Here is an 18,556-nt window from a genome sequence, read left to right as displayed (position 1 = left end):
TCCATTCAAAGAATAGTCACGATTCTGTATATACATACTTGGGTTATGAATATAGAGAGCAAGCATGCTCACAGAGCCATATGAGCACGGTTTGCCACAACAAAGAGCTTTAGAAATTCAGTCATTGGGGGTGTTATGTTGAGCCTGCTTCATGTTGCTGTGATTCTGCCTTTTGCCGCTGGTATTGTACTTGCCATGCTGCATCGTTTCTTCCGTAAAATACATATGGGATGGCTGGTTTTACTTGTCCCGGCCCTATTATTTGTTTATTTTGCGAGCCTCGTACCCGCCGTGTCTCAGCAGAATACGGTATCCGGGTATATCCCCTGGATTCCGTCACTGGACATTGGATTTAATCTATATCTGGATGGTCTAAGTTTGCTGCTGACATTGTTAATCACCGGAATAGGAACGCTGGTGGTCCTCTACTCCATTTTCTACATGGATACCAAAGAAGCCTTAAACCGTTTTTACTTGTATCTGCTGATGTTTATGGGAGCCATGCTTGGCGTGGTGCTGTCTGACAATATGATTGTGTTGTATGGATTCTGGGAGTTGACCAGTATTACGTCCTTTCTCCTGATCGCTTTTCACTACAAACGTAAAGAATCCACCTCAGGCGCACAGAAGTCGTTCCTCATTACCGTATTTGGCGGATTCGCCATGCTTGCCGGATTCATGCTGATGTATCTCATGACGGGCACGTTCAGCATTCGGGCAACCATTACGGAATGGGGACAGATTCAGGACAGTACACTATTCTTGCCTGCTCTTGTGCTGATTCTAATTGGGGCTTTTACGAAATCGGCGCAGTTTCCGTTCCACATCTGGCTGCCTGACGCCATGGAAGCTCCAACACCCGTCAGCGCCTATCTGCATTCGGCGACCATGGTCAAGGCGGGGCTGTATGTCGTCGCCCGGTTTACACCCATCTTTGGTGGACAGGGATTATGGTTTTGGCTCGTCACCGGGGTTGGACTGCTCACCCTGTGTTATGGATCATTCCTTGCCGTGAAAAAAAATGATCTTAAGGCCATCCTGGCCTATTCTACCATCTCCCAGCTTGGTCTAATTATGTCCTTGCTCGGCGTTGGCTCGGCGGCCATCTATTTCGGATATGGCGAATCCTCCGCGATGTACACGGTTGCCATTACGGCAGCACTGCTTCATCTGTTTAATCACGCTACCTTCAAGGCGGTACTGTTCATGGTCGTTGGCATTGTGGATCATGAGACAGGCACGCGGGACATAAGGAAACTCGGCGGACTTGCTTCATATATGCCAGTGACCTTTACGGTAGCGCTCGTCGGAGCACTCGCCATGGCCGGAATTCCGCCGTTTAACGGATTCCTAAGCAAGGAGCTGTTCTTCCAGGCTATGGTGGAAGTAACACACCTCCGCATCTTTGGACTCGGATCATGGAGTGTACTCCTGCCTGTGTTCGCCTGGCTTGCAAGTGTGTTCACTCTGATCTACGCGCTTATTATTGTGTTCAAAACGTTCCTTGGTCGTACCCGCAGCGAGATTCCTGCCGAGAAGCTGCATGAAGCTCCCGTTGGCATGTTGATTCCTCCGGTTATTCTCGGGATACTGGTGATCATATTCGGTCTATTCCCGAATCTGCTGGCTGGATCATTAATTGAACCGGCGATGGCTGCTGTACTTCCATCACTGTTGAACGGAAATGAACACTTTGATGTTCACTTCTCCCTATGGCATGGCATCACACCAGAATTAATCATGACCATCGGTGTAATCGCCCTCGGTATTACATTGTACAAACTGCTGCCGCGCTGGAGAACGATTTATGAGCATTACCCACAAGGGTTAACGATAAACAATATGTACCATGTCGTACTCGATCATCTTCAGCATTATGCACGCAAATGGACCGAAGCCTATATGAATGGCTCGGTTCGTAATTACCTGGTATACATTTTCTCGTTCACCGTTGCATTGCTGGTTTATGCCTTTTTCCGCTCAGGGGAAAACATCACCTGGAATTTCAAGGGTAATGCCCCCTTTTCTTTCTATGAAGCAGTACTGCTCGTCGCACTGATTGCAGCAGCGGTTTCGATCCCTTTTGCCAAGAACAGGCTATCCGCAGTCATTATGACAGGCGCAGTGGGTTACCTCGTCACATTACTGTTCGTGCTGTTCCGAGCGCCGGATCTGGCATTGACCCAGATGATTGTCGAAACGGTATCCGTTGCACTGTTCCTGCTCTGCTTCTACCATCTGCCTGAGCTGCAACGGGGCAAATCAAGCCGACGCTATCTTAGTGTGAATATGGTCGTTGCCATTGCGGTAGGCGTGGTCATGACCTTTGTTGCATTAGCTGCGAGCGGAACCGCGTCACTGGAGAGCATCTCCGACTTTTTCATTCAGGAAAGTTACAATCTGGCTGGCGGCAAAAATGTCGTCAACGTGTTGCTGGTGGACTTCCGTGGTTTCGATACCCTACTGGAAATCATGGTACTCGGTGTAGCTTCGTTGTCCATCTACTCCATGATTAATCTGAATCTCGAAGCGAGGGACCTTGGCGCTAGACTGAAATTTCGCAAGAAAGAACCGACTGAAGAAACCGATGAAAATGCGGATGACAAAGCGGACAATACGAAAAAGTATGGCAACCGTGAACGCAGCTCGTCAACGTGGGATACCGTTCCACTGCAAAGCAACGATGTGTTATTGCAAACGACGACCAAGGTTGTGGTCTTTATCATTTTGACTTTCGCGCTGCATCTGTTCTTTGCAGGACATCATAACCCGGGTGGCGGGTTCATTGGGGGTCTGGTGACGGCCGCTGGTCTCGTGTTAATTGCGCTGGCATTCAGTACAGATACTGTACGCAAAGCGTTACCTATCGATTTTCGCACCTTGACGGCCATCGGGCTCGGCATTGCCTTATTGACTGGAGCAGGTTCGTTTTTGTTCGGCGTACCCTTCCTGAGCCAGACCTTTGGCTACTTCGAACTTCCAATACTCGGAGAAACGGAACTTGCCACCGCGATGCTGTTTGACCTCGGCGTATATCTCGCCGTCCTGGGCGTCACCATGACTATCATTCTACAGATCGGGGAGGATCGCTGATATGGAAATATTGATGTGTGTGGCCGTTGGCATTTTGTTTGCAGTCGCCGTCTTTTTAATCTTATCGCGGAGCCTGCTCCGGATCGTGCTCGGCATGTCCATACTCACTCACGGGGTGCATCTGCTGCTGATTACGATGTCCCGTCTCAAAACAGGTGCACCGCCACTGCTTGGGGAACAGGCAGAACGCTACGTTGATCCACTTCCCCAGGCGCTGATATTGACATCCATTGTCATTAATTTCGGACTTACCGCCTTTTTCTTTGTACTCTCCTATCGTTCCTATTTGAAGCTGAAAACAGACGATATGGAAGAAGTAAGGGGGCGTCCTTATGAATAATCTTGTTGTTCTGCCCATTCTGCTGCCACTGATTACCGGGGTTATAGCCCTTCTATTCTTCCGGCGAATAAACATCCAGCGGGTTGTGAGTGTTATTGGCCTTTTGCTGACGGCAGCCGTTTCAACCGTGCTGATTACCCAAGTGACACAGTCCGGCATACAGACGCTCAATATGGGAGGCTGGGAACCACCTTACGGCATTGTACTGGTTGCAGATATGGTATCGGCGTTGCTCGTCGTAGCCGCTTCGATCATTGCGCTGGCGTGCTTGCTCTATGCCTTCCGCAGTGTGAATAAGGAACGGGAAGAACATCATTTTTACCCGTTCTTTCATTTCCTGATTGCGGGCGTAAACGGTTCGTTTCTTACCGGAGACCTGTTTAACCTGTTTGTCTGCTTTGAACTGATGCTCATCTCTTCTTATGCACTGATTGTATTGGGAGGTACGGAAAGACAGTTACGAGAAACGATCAAGTATGTCTTGATTAACATTGTATCTTCAGCGCTTTTTGTAGCTTCTATTGGCTTCCTCTATTCTGTTACCGGCACATTAAACATGGCCGACTTGTCCAACCGGATCGCCGAAGTTGGACAGAGTGGAGTCATCACCCTGATCGCAGTCCTCTTTCTGATCGTATTCAGTATCAAGGCCGGATTGTTCCTGTTCTTCTGGTTGTCCGGCTCTTACGCAGCCCCTCCGGCAGTGGTCACCGCCCTATTCGCCGGTTTGCTGACCAAAGTTGGCCTGTACGCCATTGTGCGAACATTCACACTGATTTTCTATCATGATCCGGACTTCTTCCACGCCCTTATCGGCTGGATGGCTGGAGCAACGATGGTTTTAGGGGTAATCGGGGCGATTTCGTATCGTGACGTCAATAAAATTCTGATCTACAACGTCATCGCAGGGGTGGGATTTGTAGCCTTCGGGATGGCTGCTGCCAGTCGTCCTTCGCTGGAAGGTCTACTCTTCTACATGCTGCATGATATGCTCATCAAAACACTGCTATTTCTGCTCGGGGGCGCTCTGATCGCGGTCGCAGGCACCTCCAAACTCGACAATATGGGCGGACTGATCCACCGCTACCCATTGCTTGGCTGGATGTTCTTCATCAGTGCACTTGCCTTGGCAGGCATACCACCGTTCAGTGGATTTCCTGGGAAATTGTTGCTATTTGAGGGCGGGTTACAGGCTGGCTTGTACGGTCTGACAGGCATTGCCGTCCTTTCCAGCCTGCTGATGTTGTATTCGGTTCTTCGCATCTTCATCCAGGCGTTCTGGGGTGAACCGCCAGCAGGCGCAGTGAGAAGACCTTATGCTGTGAACGGCCTGCTCATCCCTGCCGGAATTCTGTTTGTGTTCATCATCGCGATGGGTGTGGGGGCTGAGGGCATGTTCCAACTGACCTCCCGCGCAGGCGACATTCTGCTGCATCCTAATGTTTATATTGATGCAGTCTTGAAGGAGTAGATGCGTATGTCCTTTCAGATTGTACTGAATTTGATCATAGCCTTTGTATGGATGTTTCTGAATAATGCGTGGAATGGGGTTGGCTTTCTCACGGGTTATCTGCTGGGTCTGCTGCTGATTGGGAGCATGCGACGGTTCTTTCCGCAACGCTTCTATATCGTTCGTGTCTGGGCGATCATCAAGCTGATTGCCTTGCTGTTCAAGGAACTGGTACGGGCCAGTATTGAAGTTATTCGCCAGATCGTGAAGCCGAAGCTTGATATTCGGCCCGGCATATTTACCTATCAGACACAGCTGTCCTCTGACTGGGAAGTTACACTCCTGTGTCTGCTCATCTCACTGACGCCCGGTTCCCTTCCACTTGAAATTTCGGGGAATCAACGCAAATTGTTTATTCATGCGCTGGATATCAAAGACGAACAGAAAATGAGTGATGATATCAAAAATACGTTCGAAAAAGCCATTATGGAGGTGACACGATAATGTTATCCTCACTGTTGTTCATTTCATTGCTTATTCTCTCCCTCGCAATCCTGGGTTGTCTGTACCGGGTGCTGCGGGGCCCCTCCATGGCCGACCGGATTACGGCACTGGATACGATCGGTATTAACGTCATTGCCATCGTTGCTGTTCTATCCATGATGCTTCATACCCAAGCTTATCTGGATATCATTCTGCTGATTGGCATTCTCGCTTTTCTAAGCACAGTTGCATTTGCACGATACATTGAACGGGGGGCGGTATTCAAAAATGAAGGAGATCGTTGACGGAACCGCCGGAATTGTCATTGGGCTCATTGTCTTGCTGGGAGCATTACTGAGCGCATTTAGCGCATTCGGACTGATCCGACTGCCAGATGTATATTTACGGGCACATGCCGCCACCAAAAGCACGACACTCGGCGTACTTTGTGTACTGAGCGGAACGTTTCTCTTCTTCTGGTATTTCGATAACTATATCAGTGCTCGGGTATTGCTTGGCATTGTGTTTGTATTTATCACAGCACCGGTAGCCGGACATCTCAACGGACGGGCTGCCTATCGCACAGACGTACCCCTATGGGAACAGAGTGTCCAGGATGAACTTGAACCACTCTTGAAAGGTAAAAAGGTCAACCATGAAGCCAAGGATATGATGGAATAGTCACTTGGTTTACAATCCAATCCCCCCGGGACATGCCGTATGTTACGTGGCCGTCTTGGGGGGGATTTTGGGGTTATACGATTTAGCTTAGTCCAAGCTATGTTCGTGGAGCAGGGGAAATAAGCTATATTTTGACCGAATCAAAATCCATTCAGTCCCTGTCTTCTCAGATCAGCAGCAACGATTCGTGCAAGCTGGGCAGCACCATTCCGATTCGGATGCAGCGTGTCTCCTGTCATATACAAGGCCAGTGTTGCAGCCGGTCCAATGGAAGTGAAATAAGCGGAACTGAGTTTGTTCAGTTCTACAAGCGTCACGCCCTCTTCCAGAGCGAGTGCACGTGTAGATGCATTGTACCAGCGATTCTCCGCAGTGTGCACATTGGCTGAATTGAAATCAGTTGCCCGACCCTGAGGCGTCGATAGAACAACTGTGGCTCCTTTATTTTTGGCCTGACGCACCATGTCACGCATGATCTCCTTAAACTCTGCTTCGGTTGTATTGTTCTTGGCATTGGTATCATTAATGCCTAACTGCAAAATAAAATAGTCTCCTGGCTTAATATACTTCAGAATCGCTTCCATCTGTCCGTCATCGCGGAAGCCTCTTGCAAATTGACCACTAGAGGCCATATTGCGAACCTGAAATGTACTGGTATTCACGTAGGAAGGAAACAGCTGTCCCCAGCCCCCCTGTACACTGCTGCTTAGCGGATAGTAATTGCAGACCGTCGAATCACCACCAATATAGATCGTACGGTTCGTCACCGTCTGATTCGATATTTTCCGAATTTCAAGTGCGCTGAGTGTAAATGCCGTGCCTTCTTTCCCTTCCGTAACCAGCAAATTTAACTGTCCATCCGTCACCGGAATTTGAAATTGATCGGTTGCCCCATTACCCGTCATATTAATGATCTGGTATACATCTTCTGCCGCCACACTCGATCTGGCTGTATTGCCGAGAACCACTTTGACCTCGTAAAGACCATTGGACAGATCCACATTAAACGTATTCGTACTCTTCGTGCCAAACGTGACAAACTGAACGGCATCACTTGCAACACCCGTTCCAGAGGCAGTGACATTACGCATATTGGCAGGTGTATTGAATCCATAACCTTTTGCTGAAGTGTAGGCCTCCGTTGCTGACACACCAGTGTAACCGTTCTCAACTGCTCCAGCACCAAAATCAAATTTGTACTCATTCGCAGCAGCTTGGGCGACCTGTCCGCCATTAGCTGCCAGAGCACCTCCAATCAGACTAGTAAACAGGGTAAGACAGAGCAAATACCGCACGGATTTTGACCATTTCATAACTAAACTCTCCTCTCAAGGGTTCATTTGTATGATTGCCTTATAGAACGTTATCCAGCCAGTCATAGGCTTTCGCTCCACTGATCTCATGTCCACCTGTAAAAAAGTCTGCATCAAGCCATTTCTGTGCTCCCGCCTGTTCATAGATCTCTGTAAGTCGTGCGTAGGCTTCTTTTGCTGTTGGGAGGGGAAAAACCTGATCTTCACTTCCGGCTTCAATAAATAGCGGCCTGGGTGCGATCAGACCTATGATATCCGGCAGCTCGGCTTCCCTCAGAATTCCGGGAATATAATTGTCGAGGCAATGATTTCTGTCCAATATGCTGCCATGGAAAGTACTTGCGTAACCGCTCACGACAGCCGCACGGCATCGTTCATCCAATGCAGCAGTAAATGCCGTCACGAGTCCGCCACCCGAGATGCCCATGCTGCCGATTCGTGCTGGATCAGCTTCAGGACGTGTGGCTACGTAATCCAGCACACGCATCGTTTCATAGATTCGGTGCCCGGCCAGGGTCTGCCCTGTCATGAGCAAATGGGCGGCAATTTTGGTACAGGAGCTTGCGCCAGGTGGTGCATCTCGATCCTCCTCCAGCCTTCGGTCACCAAATCCTAGCAATTCAGGAGCGGCTACCACATATCCACGCTGTACAAGAGCGACGGCAAAGTCTTTGTGCAGTCCAGGCTCTCCTCTACGCGGTGAACCGTCAGGTTCCATACCAGAAATCTCCCTGCTGCCATACCCGTGACCGTGGCAGGCTATAATAGCTGGGCGCGACTCTTTGGTAGCGCTTACCACATTTGGTATCAGCATATAAATGGGCATACGCAACCCTGCATAGGTCGTAATCTCAACCCGCTCGCGAATGTAGCCATCACATGAGGTGCGTTCGAGCAATACGGGATTCAGCTCCGCCGCCATGGTTGGGAAACCGCCCAGCCGATCTATAATCCGTGCTCGCAACTGACTGCGCCATTGCTCAAGAGATTGACCCGTCTGGTAAGCGGAGCGTCCACGCGGGCTTGTTTGTTTTTGCAAATAAGATTCAATATCCGACATTGCCGTTCATCCCTCCTGTGGATTCAAATGATATATAAATTGAACTAAAGAATATTTACACTTGCCACTCCGATGACAGAACAACCTTCCGATCGCTGTTATCCCCAGATTTTTTGAATTCCCTTTTTCAAAGGGGAAAATCCGGGGATAAAGGCGCGGTGTATGCTTCCGATGGAGCTTTCTTTCAGAAAGCTTGTAGCTCCGCTTCTTCAGGTTATTTCTGTCCTTTCCGTTCTCGTGTAAATGTATTGTTCAATTTATATAGACGTATGTAAAAAAATATATGTTGGACTTGTCCAATCTATTATAAATCACCGTACAGCCCGTGAATTGAACATTATTGCCTGTTTTGGTCTGAATTCACACTATTTTGATGAAAAAAAGGATATCCCCAAATACCTGATCTTCAGGCTCCGAGAACATCCTTCTTAATCAGCCATTTATTTCCTGTGCCCTGGTAGCCACCAGTTCCATCTGCCCATCAGTTTCATAAGTGCAGGTACCAGCACCAGACGGATCATGGTTACATCAATGAACACCGCCGCTGTAATCCCGATTCCCAGCTGCTTGACACCCGCCACGTCAGCAAACGCAAACGGCACAGTCACTGCCAGCAGAATCGCCGCCGCCGATGTAATCAGACGTCCGGTTGAAGCCAGTCCTTGCTGTACGGCGAGATCACTATCTCCTGTTCGTCTGTAAACCTCCTGAATGCGGGTCAGCATAAATACGCCATAGTCCATCGAGATACCAAAAACAAGCCCGGCAATGAACACAGGAATCATAATGGCAATGGCAGATGGCTCCATGCCAAAATGTCCCTGATTAAAGACCAGTACGAGCACGCCAAATGAAGCAGCCAAGCTGAGCAGATTCATCAGAATGGCTTTGATTGGAATGAGCAGTGAACGGAATGCTGCGAGCAATACGAGATAATTGGATACCACAACAAACACCAGCACTTTGGGCAGTTGGCCTGAAACTTCCTGCATGATCTCATGTTGCATGACAGCCTCTCCCCCATAACGCAGGGGTATAGAAGAAATAGAGTCAGCGACGTCCTTCGCCCTCATCTGTTCGAGCCAGGATGCAGCTTCATCGGAGCCCGGTACTCCGTGAATGGTAGCCACTATACGAATGGAGGAGTCGGACACATACGAACGCAACCATGCAGGCTGCTGAGATGTAGTTTCTTTCAGTGCTTCACGCAAAGAAGGTGCTGGAATGTTCATTTGAGCTTGAGCTTGGCCTGAGAGCTTGTCCGGCAGCATGATCCCCCATGCGGATTCAACCGCCACTACATTCGAATCCTGCTGAAGCTCTCGCATTTTACTCAGCGCCATTCGCCAGTGGGATGCGGTCAACGGCTCTCCTGTTCCACCAATTACAATTTCTACTGTAGAGACGTTTTCTTGTCCAAAAATGTGCTGGATCTGCTCAGTCGCCTGCCGAGACTCCATCCTGTCAGGCAAGGAAGAAGCATCCGGAATGGCCAGCTCCAATCGGGTAACCGGTAGAACAAAAACAAGCAGCGTACCCGTTCCAAGCAGCGCCATTCGAATCGGCCGTCTCATAACCATACCTGACCATAATGCCCAAATCGAGCGTGACGGCAACGATTTTTGATGCTGCCCCTGTTTTGAAGAGATGGAACTCCCGGAATGTTGCCTAAAGATTCGCTCAGTAAATAGGAATAATATGGCTGGCAGCAGTGTTATATTCAACAGGACCGATAGGACGAGCACGACAATGGCTCCCAGGGATACACTTACGAACATCGGCAATCTAATCCAGAGCAGACCGAGCAGCCCTAACAGCACACAAGCCACAGAAAAGAATACGGCTCTTCCCGCTGTACGCAGCATTCTCTGGAGAACCTCTTCGTCGCCCGAACCTGTTTCTTCACTATTCTGACTTCGCTGGAGTTCCTCTCTGTATCTGCTGAGAATAATCAGGGCAAAGTCTATACTTAGTGCCATTCCAACCATTGGAATAACGTTGATTACAAAGTTGGAGAGCGCCAGATGGTAACCCATCAGGGAAGTAACTCCCATAGCCGTTATGACGCCGGATACTCCCATAATGACTGCAATCAGCGCTGCATAAAGACCTCTGAATGCAAAACACAAAATGACGAAGGCAAGTGGCAATCCCACAACCTCTGCCCGTTCCAAATCACGAAAACTGAGACGGTTTACATCCTGCTGGACAACGGATTTCCCTGTTATTCGGATCGTTCCCTTACCGTCGGTTTTAAGCAAGGAACGCAGCTGTTCCAGCGGCTCCCCCATCTTGTGAGGCGGTACATCAAACGCCAGCAAAGCATAAGCCACATCCCCCCGCAGCATCCGGCTTCCACGTGCTTCAAGCGGAGAGATTATGGACGTTACACCTGACAGTGTGCGCACCTGTTGCAGACGATCTTTAATCCAGCCCCGGAATTCAGCGGAGGTAGTGCCGGTTTTTTTTTCAAATAAAAGAATAACCGGATCAGCAGGAACATGGAACTCTTTCTCCAGAATAAGCTCTACAGCATGAGCATCTCCCTGGTTCACATTCAATCCATGATCCTGAACAATGCCAGGCAATTTCCATGCCCAGACGGCTGACATCCCGATGACAAACACCCAGCAGAGAATGATGAACCGCGGATATCGGCTAATGAGGACAGCAAGGCTGCGATAACCCATACCCAAGCTCCTCTGCTATCAGATTAGTAATTCTGTTTCTTTATAATCGTTATTTAATCGCGCCTTGATTCACTGGTTCTCTTTCTTCAACGGGTGCAGGAACATAAGTAAAAGGAAGCAATTCAGCCGTCAGTCCCGGTCCAAATGCAAGGGCTATTCCGCTGGAAGCTTCTTCATTTTTACGATAATCATCGCGGATGGCTTGTAAAACAAACAAAATGGTCACAGAGGATAGATTTCCATAATCCCGTAAAATGTTTCGGCTGTAAGCGACCTGTTCATTTGACAGCTGGTACAGCTTCTGCACCGCATCCACAATACCTCTGCCTCCGGGGTGGATCGCCCAGATCTCAGGTAGATCGCTGCCGTTCAGCAATCGTTCGACCTCTGGACCAAGATGTAAGCCGAGCAGCTTCGGAATCTGTGGCGAGAGATACAGATCGAAGCCGGTATTGCCCACTTCCCAGATCATCTCTTCCGAACAGTCTGGCAGCAACACGGAATGCCCGGTCCCCAGTCTAAATAGTTCTTTGCGTCCTGTTCCGGACAGGCCCACAACACAGGCAGATGCGCCATCACCGAAGAAGGACGCTGCGAACAGGTCATCTCGCTTGGCGGAAGGCTGAAAATGAAGGGTACACAGCTCCACACATACGATAAGAACCGTAGCGTCTCTCTCACTCGTCACAATTGTATTCGCCAACTGTATAGCTTTCAGACCAGCCGCACATCCCTGAAACACAAGCGGAATCCGGTTAATACGCGGCGATAGTTCAAGCTGCTGAATCAGCCGCACATCGAGACCGGGCAGGAATTGCCCTGTACAACTGACGGTAATGAGATGTGTAATCTCCGAAGTCGAGACGATAGCGTCCTCGAGTGCCTGACGTGCTGCCTGAATTCCAAGCGGAACGGCTGCTTCCTTATATTTGGCCATACGTTCGGCTGTGGTCGGAACGTTCTCCGCCTGGGTAAAGGGCAGATAACGGCAAGACTCTACGGGTTCCAGCAGGTTCGGTTCACATGAATAACGCGTCTCGACACCGCACTGGTTGAATATTCGCTTGGCCCATCGTCTGGAATCCGGTTCATGCTCCAGCGCTTGTGCGAGCCGTGCAGACACATCCTTTTGCTCAATGCGGTGAACAGGCAATGCCGTCCCAATTCCCATGATACTTGCGGCTACAGTTCCATCAAGTTGGTTCATCGGCTCCAACCTCCTTATATATAAAATAGGTTCTTGTCACATGTGCAAGATATAGTACAAGTCTATTCAGCGCTTGCCCCCTTTATGTTCATGAAACAAGCAAAGGCGGACAACATATGCAAATTCCGCACATGTTGTCCGCCTTATTAAACGACGATTACTATTATTTTATCCAGACCCGTCCTTCAACAGGTCATTCAGCCTGCTCCGCTGTTACTCCGGCCTGACCACCGTAAATCTCTCGCCAAGTTTGGCATAGTCATTCCCGGCCAGTCTGCTGATCGGTTTCAGCTGATCCATCAATATATATTTGGTGGCAGGATCATACACGTTCTCACTGAAATGATATTGTACAATGCGAACCAGAAGCAGATCACTCACAGGTTTTCCCTCATCGTTCGATATCGGAATATGCTGATGCAACTTACACTCCATCCGAATGAGTGCTTCCTGTATTGCTGGTACGGAGACCACAGTACTGGGTACAGTCGTCAGATTTGTCCGTTCCAGCTCACTTTCGTGGGGCTCCAGCATGGCGGCAGTCTCATTCATGTCAAGAGCGATCGATTCATCACAGATATGTACAACGAGTTCTTGCCCAGAAAGCACATTGCGAGCCGTATCTTTCATAACGCCATCTTTGCGAGCAATGGATATGGATAATATCGGCGGATCAGAGCTGGCTACATTAAAAAAACTAAAGGGCGCTGCATTAATAACGCTGCCATCATGAGAAAGTGTTGTCACAAATGCGATGGGGCGTGGCACCACCGAACCACTCATCAGTTTATAGTTATCTCTGCCCGTCAATTCTCGCGGGTCCAAAGTATGCATCATAAGTTATCCCCTTTCGTGATCGTGAAACGAACCTCATCTCTCACGAGCTTCGCTTCATTGTTTTATTATATATCGTAAAATATTGAAATCACAAAAAAACTCCCTGGTGCTCATCGCACCAAGGAGTATACACATTCGGCTTCGTATTTGATTTATTATTTTACAATACTTTTCTGAATGTCTTCCATAATTTGAAGGTTCGCTTGAACTCCGCTATACAACCAGCTGCTCGAACGGGTAAATTCAAATAAGTTACCATTTTTCACTGCCGGGATGCTTTGCCATACCGGATCTTTCAGTGCTTCTGAACCAGTACCTTCATCACTATTCACAAAGAACAAGTAGTCTACATCCATTTCCGCCAATTTTTCGAGCGATATGGAAGACCAGTTACCTGTCGCATTCGCAGAGATTTCTTTCACAACTTCAGGCTCAGCAAGACCCAGTTCCTTGTACATCACTTCACCACTGGATACATTGTCACTTACGATAAAGAATTTGCCGCTAACCAACCAGATGGCCGCTGCTGATTTCGTTCCACCTGTAACGGTATTGATTTTTCCCTTAATTTCTGCGGCTTTCACTTCGTAATCATCCAGCGCTTTTTGTGCTTCATCGCCTTTATTCAGAATTTCGCCGATTTTCAGCAGGGCTTTGCGCCAGTCGCTGTTGATCTCATCGCCAAGTACATAAGTAGGTGCGATCTTGCTGTATTGTGCGTATTTCTCGCCTTCAACCACACTTTCGGAACCGATAATAATCAGATCCGGGTTGAAGCTTGTTACCGCTTCGAAAGGAAGATCGAAGGCAATCGTTGGAATGCCGTCCAGATCTTTTTGCAAATACTCCTGAATTCCGTTGGCTACGGACCATTGGGCAACTGGCTTAACGCCAAGTGTAACCAGATTATCTTCCAGATACGAAGCGATGATCCGCTCCGGATTTGCAGGGATTTTCACTTCGTGACCCATTGCATCTGTCAATGTACGTTCTGTCGGAGCTTCTGTCTGTGTCTCTGTCTCCGTTGCTGTATTGTTCTCTCCTGCTGCTGTACCGTTGTCTGCTGGCTTCGATCCGCATGCTGCCAGCCAGATGGACATGACCATTACAGTGATCAGAAGCATGACCATTTTTTTATTTTTCTTAAACAAGTGACTATCCCCTTTCAATATGAACACCTCAATGGATTGAGTTGTTATGACAGACTTAGACGTTTATACATTATTCATGCATATAATACTGGTATGTACTTTTGTCCAATTCCATTGACAATGATAATTGTTATCAACGAAGTTGTCAATGCAGCCTTTGCCTTTCAAGGTCGAAAGCCCCTTCAGTCGAACCATTCACATTTAGGCGGATGCCGCCATAAGCTAATTCCAGAATACGACGACAGGAAGGATGTTCGTACATGAATTACGTTTATAACACCTATTCAGGATATGATGAGGATCGTTCGTTTCAATTGCCACCACTATTTCCGGGAGGCACTCCAGGAGGTCAGCCTGTGCCAGGTTTTCCGGGAGCACCAGGTTCCTATCCCCCATTCATTCCCGGCGGAGGTAGTGGCGGTCAACCTCCTTACTTTCCTGGAGGCGTCCCCGGTACGGCACCGGGTGTGCCTGCACAGTTATCTCAAGGCAATCTGCCTACCTTGCTTAGTGCCTATCCTCGTCCAGTAGGTCAACCCCCGGCAGAGATGGTTTTTCTGTATAACCTGATCAAAAGCAGCCCTGGCCTTCTACCGCTATTTATCCAGCAACAGCCACAGAGTCTGACCCAGGCTGTGCAATTTGCCCAATCAGGAGTAGCAACGCCACGTGATCCTGAGCAACGTGTACTGCAAAATTTCTGTTATAACCGCTGGTCTCTTGTATTCACGTACAATGACGTTTACTTAATGTGGCCATCCACCAATCTGTTCGGTTTTGTCATCGGTTACTTCTATCCGTTCCTTACCCCAGGTATCCTGCTTAATACACAGATTTTGTTTGCTCTCTGCTAAAGCACGTTCAGACATAGAACAAGCGCCCCAGTTGAAGGAACGAGCCTTCAATTGGGGCGCTTTTTTATGGCTACATTTTTTCTTAGTGTATTGTCAGCAAGTCATTTTTCTCATCAGTGCAATTACGCATTATACAATTTACGCCAGCCGCTGTTTACCCTGGCGTTTCCCCATGTTGCCTTTGCCTACCATCACAACGTAAATCAGCAATGCACCCAGATCCGCACAAGCGATTACAATGCCCATTGGTACAGCTGTGCCCTCTCCTCCAAGACCCACAAGTGGAGCGACAATACCGCCGAATAGGAACGTCATCACTCCAATAAGTGCGGATGCACTGCCTGCTGATTTCTCCTGATTGGCCATCGCCAGTGAGAAGGAAGCCGTATTGACCAGACCCACACTGGATACCACGAGAAATAACGGGATCAGGACCGAAATCAGATTACCTCCTGCCAGAATGGCGATGAGCAGCGATGTTCCTCCCAGCGCAGCCGTTATCAGTCCTGCGATCAACAGACGGGTTTCAGATACTTTACCCGCAAGTCTTCCGGCGATCTGACTTGCCAAAATGATGCCCAGACCGTTAATGGCGAAGCAGATACTGAACATTTGCGGGGAGATGCCATATATTTTTTGAAGCACGAACGGCGAACCCGATATGTAAGCGAACATGCCTGCAGATACAAAACCTTGGGTTAAAGCGTAACCCATGAACAGGCGATCCCCTGCGATTTTGCGGAATGTAACCAGCGTCTGCTTCAGTCCTCCGCTGGATCGTCGTTCTGCAGGCAGTGTCTCCCCTAGACCAACCACAACAGCAACTAAAGTCAAAATACCAATAATACTCAGCAAAATAAATACACCGCGCCACGACGTATATGCGAGCAGTTGCCCGCCGATAATTGGTGCTGCAATTGGTGCAACCCCGTTAATCAGCATTAAGAGGGAGAAGAAACGTGTTAGCTCCGGCCCGGAATACACATCCCTCACTACTGCGCGCGAGATAACTATTCCCGCTGCTCCCGCTGCTCCCTGAATGAAACGCAGCACAACAAAAGAGCCCATCGTTGGGCTGACCAGGCAGAGTATGGAGGCGATCGTATAGAGAATAAGACCTGCAATAAGCGGCATACGACGACCACGTACATCACTTAGAGGTCCAGCCAGCAGCTGCCCTGCCGCCAGTCCGACCATACATGCTGTAAGACTGAGCTGGGCATAAGAAGTGGATGATTGGAATTCATCGGCCAGTGTAGGCAGTGCTGGCAAATACATATCCAGGGACAGCGGCCCAAAGGCCGACAGTGTCCCCAGAATCAATGCCATACGTACACGGGATGTAGAATTCGTGCTTAATGAAGCTGGTGTACTTTTCATATGAATAACATATTCCTTTCCGTGCGGTAGCTCACGTTTCCTTATTGTTCCCCGTTTCCTAACAGCTTGAGCAGGTTGGAAGGTAGTGTGAACTGTTGATTGTTAATGATAATCCGGCGCAGTTCTTCTTCATCACGCTCGTTATCGGCGTCCTTGATCTCCTGAATCTCCCGGTGCAGTCTCTCCATTTGTTGATCCAGTGCGTTAGCAGAGTCTGCTGCACTTTTCAATTCTTTCGTTAAACGCTCGGGAACGTCCTTATTATATTTATAAAAGATTTTATGCTCCAGGCTCGCCCAGAAATCCATCGCAATCGTACGAATTTGGATTTCCACACACGCCCGCTCTTGTCCATTAGACATGTAAACAGGCACCTCAACCAGAAGATGAAGGCTTTGGTAACCATTTGGCTTCGGATTCTGGATATAATCTTTCACTTCCAGCACACGCAGGTCACTCTGATTGCACAGCATATCCTTAATCCGGTAGATATCGGAGATAAAAGAGCAGGTAATACGCACACCGGCGATATCCTTAATATTTTCCTTGATGCTTTCAAAGGTTAACTCATGATTCTTACGGAACATCTTGTTCATAATGCTCTCAGGTGACTTTAATCGGGATTTCGTATGTTCGATCGGGCTGTAATCATGCAGGGACTGAAATTCTTCCTTCAGCACCTCAATTTTGGTCTCCATTTGATCCAAAGCAAATTTATAGATCATCATAAATCTCGTAATTTCATATTTAAATTTCTTGAATTGATCAATCGGATGTGGAGCGTTCATCATGGTTTTCTTCCTTTCTTCGTGCACACTAAAGTTAGTTTTTATAAATAAGAGTACAGAGGTCAATTCACATGTCTCCTGAACCATTATAAATCATATGGAGCCAATAAACGAATTTCTCGCACCGAACGGCTGTTGCTGAAGGAAAGGTATGGGAACCTCGTTTAGGCGCATCCTAAAGAAGAATCATGCTCAATTGGCACGACATTTCCGATGAAAGAGGTCGATCCCCCTGCTCTATCATGTGACGTATTCGTCCGATACGCTTCGGGTAAAAGGCTATTTATGCCTGCCTGACGGGTGCTCCTTACCCGCCTTCTCGCCATTAGAAGACCCCCATAGCAGCTCTGCCTTCCAAAGCTTCACCGTGACCCAAGAATCCATGCAAATGCAACAGCTCGCAAGCCGCTACCCTCCTGTAGAACAACACACCATGGACGGTATTGATGCACGTTGGCCGGTTCTGATCTATTGCCGGGGTGGGCTGGGCAACTATGGTGGGGTAAATACCGCTTGGCTGGAGCAATTTGTCCATAAAGGTTATATCGTGTTCGCTCCATCATATCGTGGTAACGAGGGTGGCGAAGGACGTGACGAGTATGGCGGTCGAGATGTCGAGGATGTACATGCCGCTTATCGACTTGTGCAAGAGTGGCCCTTTGCCGATACAAAGCGAATTTCAATGATGGGATTTTCGCGTGGAGCCATTAACGCCGTACATACCGCAACAACCTACAATGAAGGACCTCGGCAGGTATATAAACTGGTGCTTTGGAGCGGTGTCGCCGATGTGGAACGCACCTATCATGAACGAACCGACTTGAGACGTACTTTGAAAAGGGTGCTTGGCGGTTCGCCACGTTCAGTTCCGGAAGCTTATCTTGCCCGTTCTCCCTTGTCGAAGGCACACAAACTCCATTGTCCTGTGCTGATCATGCATGGCACGTCTGATACGCAGGTGAATTACAGTCATGGAACCCGGATGTATCATTGGCTGAAACGTAGAGGTGCCAACGTTACATTTCACGCTTATGGGGGACAGGATCATCGTTTTCAGGAGCGGATGCATGAGGCGGCAGTGAACAATATGTTTGACTGGCTTGCAGCACCTTAGCTGCAAAGTAGGCACGATTTAAACAAGTTTGCTGATAAGCGGATAAGGGGAATGTGCATTTCATCATCAATTTTCATTTTGAAGGATTTTGCGTTGTGGATGTATACTGGAGGGG

The 18,556-nt window shown here is 48.5% G+C and carries 16 protein-coding genes; 8 read left to right on the top strand and 8 right to left on the bottom strand.

Features of this window, described 5'->3' with window-relative positions; translation table 11 throughout:
• Nucleotides 1-138 precede the first annotated feature (138 nt).
• The 6 genes from BMW94_RS02090 to mnhG are packed head-to-tail and all read left to right on the top strand — an operon-like array spanning nt 139 to nt 6,047.
• Nucleotides 139-3,093, top strand: coding sequence for a Na+/H+ antiporter subunit A (locus tag BMW94_RS02090; RefSeq protein WP_090994252.1), 2,955 nt, complete (start codon nt 139-141; stop codon nt 3,091-3,093).
• A 1-nt stretch (nt 3,094) separates the two neighbouring features.
• Entirely contained in the window at nt 3,095-3,433 is a 339-nt protein-coding gene (locus BMW94_RS02085) for a Na(+)/H(+) antiporter subunit C (RefSeq protein ID WP_024631879.1), read from the top strand.
• Complete coding sequence (locus BMW94_RS02080) at nt 3,426-4,904, top strand: Na+/H+ antiporter subunit D (protein WP_090993960.1); 1,479 nt, start codon at nt 3,426-3,428, stop codon at nt 4,902-4,904. Before BMW94_RS02085 ends, BMW94_RS02080 begins: the two co-directional genes overlap by 8 nt.
• Nucleotides 4,905-4,910: 6 nt before the next feature.
• The gene (locus BMW94_RS02075; protein ID WP_090993959.1) at nt 4,911-5,387 is read left to right on the top strand and encodes a Na+/H+ antiporter subunit E; all 477 of its coding nucleotides are present in this window, start codon (nt 4,911-4,913) and stop codon (nt 5,385-5,387) included.
• On the top strand, nt 5,387-5,671 hold the full coding sequence (locus BMW94_RS02070; RefSeq protein ID WP_053782045.1) for a Na(+)/H(+) antiporter subunit F1: 285 nt from the start codon (nt 5,387-5,389) through the stop codon (nt 5,669-5,671). The genes BMW94_RS02075 and BMW94_RS02070 overlap by 1 nt, the downstream gene beginning before the upstream one ends.
• Nucleotides 5,655-6,047: a monovalent cation/H(+) antiporter subunit G gene (gene mnhG / locus BMW94_RS02065; RefSeq protein ID WP_062324636.1), complete on the top strand. Its 393-nt coding sequence runs from the start codon at nt 5,655-5,657 to the stop codon at nt 6,045-6,047. Before BMW94_RS02070 ends, mnhG begins: the two co-directional genes overlap by 17 nt.
• A 140-nt stretch (nt 6,048-6,187) precedes the next feature.
• Here the strand turns inward: mnhG and BMW94_RS02060 are convergent, their stop codons facing one another.
• From BMW94_RS02060 to BMW94_RS02035, 6 genes are all read right to left on the bottom strand, one after another.
• The gene (locus tag BMW94_RS02060) at nt 6,188-7,360 is read right to left on the bottom strand and encodes a rhamnogalacturonan acetylesterase (RefSeq protein ID WP_090993958.1); all 1,173 of its coding nucleotides are present in this window, start codon (nt 7,358-7,360) and stop codon (nt 6,188-6,190) included.
• A gap of 40 nt (nt 7,361-7,400) precedes the next feature.
• On the bottom strand, nt 7,401-8,420 hold the full coding sequence (locus tag BMW94_RS02055; protein ID WP_090993957.1) for an alpha/beta hydrolase family protein: 1,020 nt from the start codon (nt 8,418-8,420) through the stop codon (nt 7,401-7,403).
• A gap of 440 nt (nt 8,421-8,860) precedes the next feature.
• Entirely contained in the window at nt 8,861-11,110 is a 2,250-nt protein-coding gene (locus BMW94_RS02050) for an MMPL family transporter (protein ID WP_090993955.1), read from the bottom strand.
• Between the two features lie 49 nt (nt 11,111-11,159).
• Nucleotides 11,160-12,317: a type III polyketide synthase gene (locus tag BMW94_RS02045; protein WP_090993953.1), complete on the bottom strand. Its 1,158-nt coding sequence runs from the start codon at nt 12,315-12,317 to the stop codon at nt 11,160-11,162.
• A 213-nt stretch (nt 12,318-12,530) separates the two neighbouring features.
• On the bottom strand, nt 12,531-13,151 hold the full coding sequence (locus BMW94_RS02040) for a flavin reductase family protein (RefSeq protein WP_090994250.1): 621 nt from the start codon (nt 13,149-13,151) through the stop codon (nt 12,531-12,533).
• A 158-nt stretch (nt 13,152-13,309) separates the two neighbouring features.
• Nucleotides 13,310-14,305 carry an iron-hydroxamate ABC transporter substrate-binding protein gene (locus BMW94_RS02035; protein WP_254790075.1) on the bottom strand — a complete coding sequence of 332 codons (996 nt, stop codon included), beginning with the start codon at nt 14,303-14,305 and terminating at the stop codon, nt 13,310-13,312.
• Between the two features lie 260 nt (nt 14,306-14,565).
• Between BMW94_RS02035 and BMW94_RS02030 the strand changes: the two genes are divergently transcribed.
• The gene (locus BMW94_RS02030; RefSeq protein WP_090993951.1) at nt 14,566-15,159 is read left to right on the top strand and encodes a hypothetical protein; all 594 of its coding nucleotides are present in this window, start codon (nt 14,566-14,568) and stop codon (nt 15,157-15,159) included.
• A 138-nt stretch (nt 15,160-15,297) separates the two neighbouring features.
• Here BMW94_RS02030 and BMW94_RS02025 read toward each other — a convergent pair whose 3' ends face one another.
• On the bottom strand, nt 15,298-16,539 hold the full coding sequence (locus BMW94_RS02025; protein ID WP_090993949.1) for a multidrug effflux MFS transporter: 1,242 nt from the start codon (nt 16,537-16,539) through the stop codon (nt 15,298-15,300).
• Between the two features lie 41 nt (nt 16,540-16,580).
• Nucleotides 16,581-17,327, bottom strand: coding sequence for a GTP pyrophosphokinase (locus tag BMW94_RS02020; RefSeq protein ID WP_090994245.1), 747 nt, complete (start codon nt 17,325-17,327; stop codon nt 16,581-16,583).
• 388 nt (nt 17,328-17,715) lie between these two features.
• Between BMW94_RS02020 and BMW94_RS02015 the strand changes: the two genes are divergently transcribed.
• On the top strand, nt 17,716-18,441 hold the full coding sequence (locus tag BMW94_RS02015; RefSeq protein WP_254790074.1) for an alpha/beta hydrolase family protein: 726 nt from the start codon (nt 17,716-17,718) through the stop codon (nt 18,439-18,441).
• Nucleotides 18,442-18,556: the final 115 nt, after the last annotated feature.

This window comes from Paenibacillus sp. OK003, from assembly GCF_900109515.1.
GTDB classification, from domain to species: Bacteria; Bacillota; Bacilli; order Paenibacillales; family Paenibacillaceae; genus Paenibacillus; species Paenibacillus marchantiae.
Note: the sequence above shows the minus strand (reverse complement) of the source record. Positions and strands in the feature narration are given on the sequence as shown.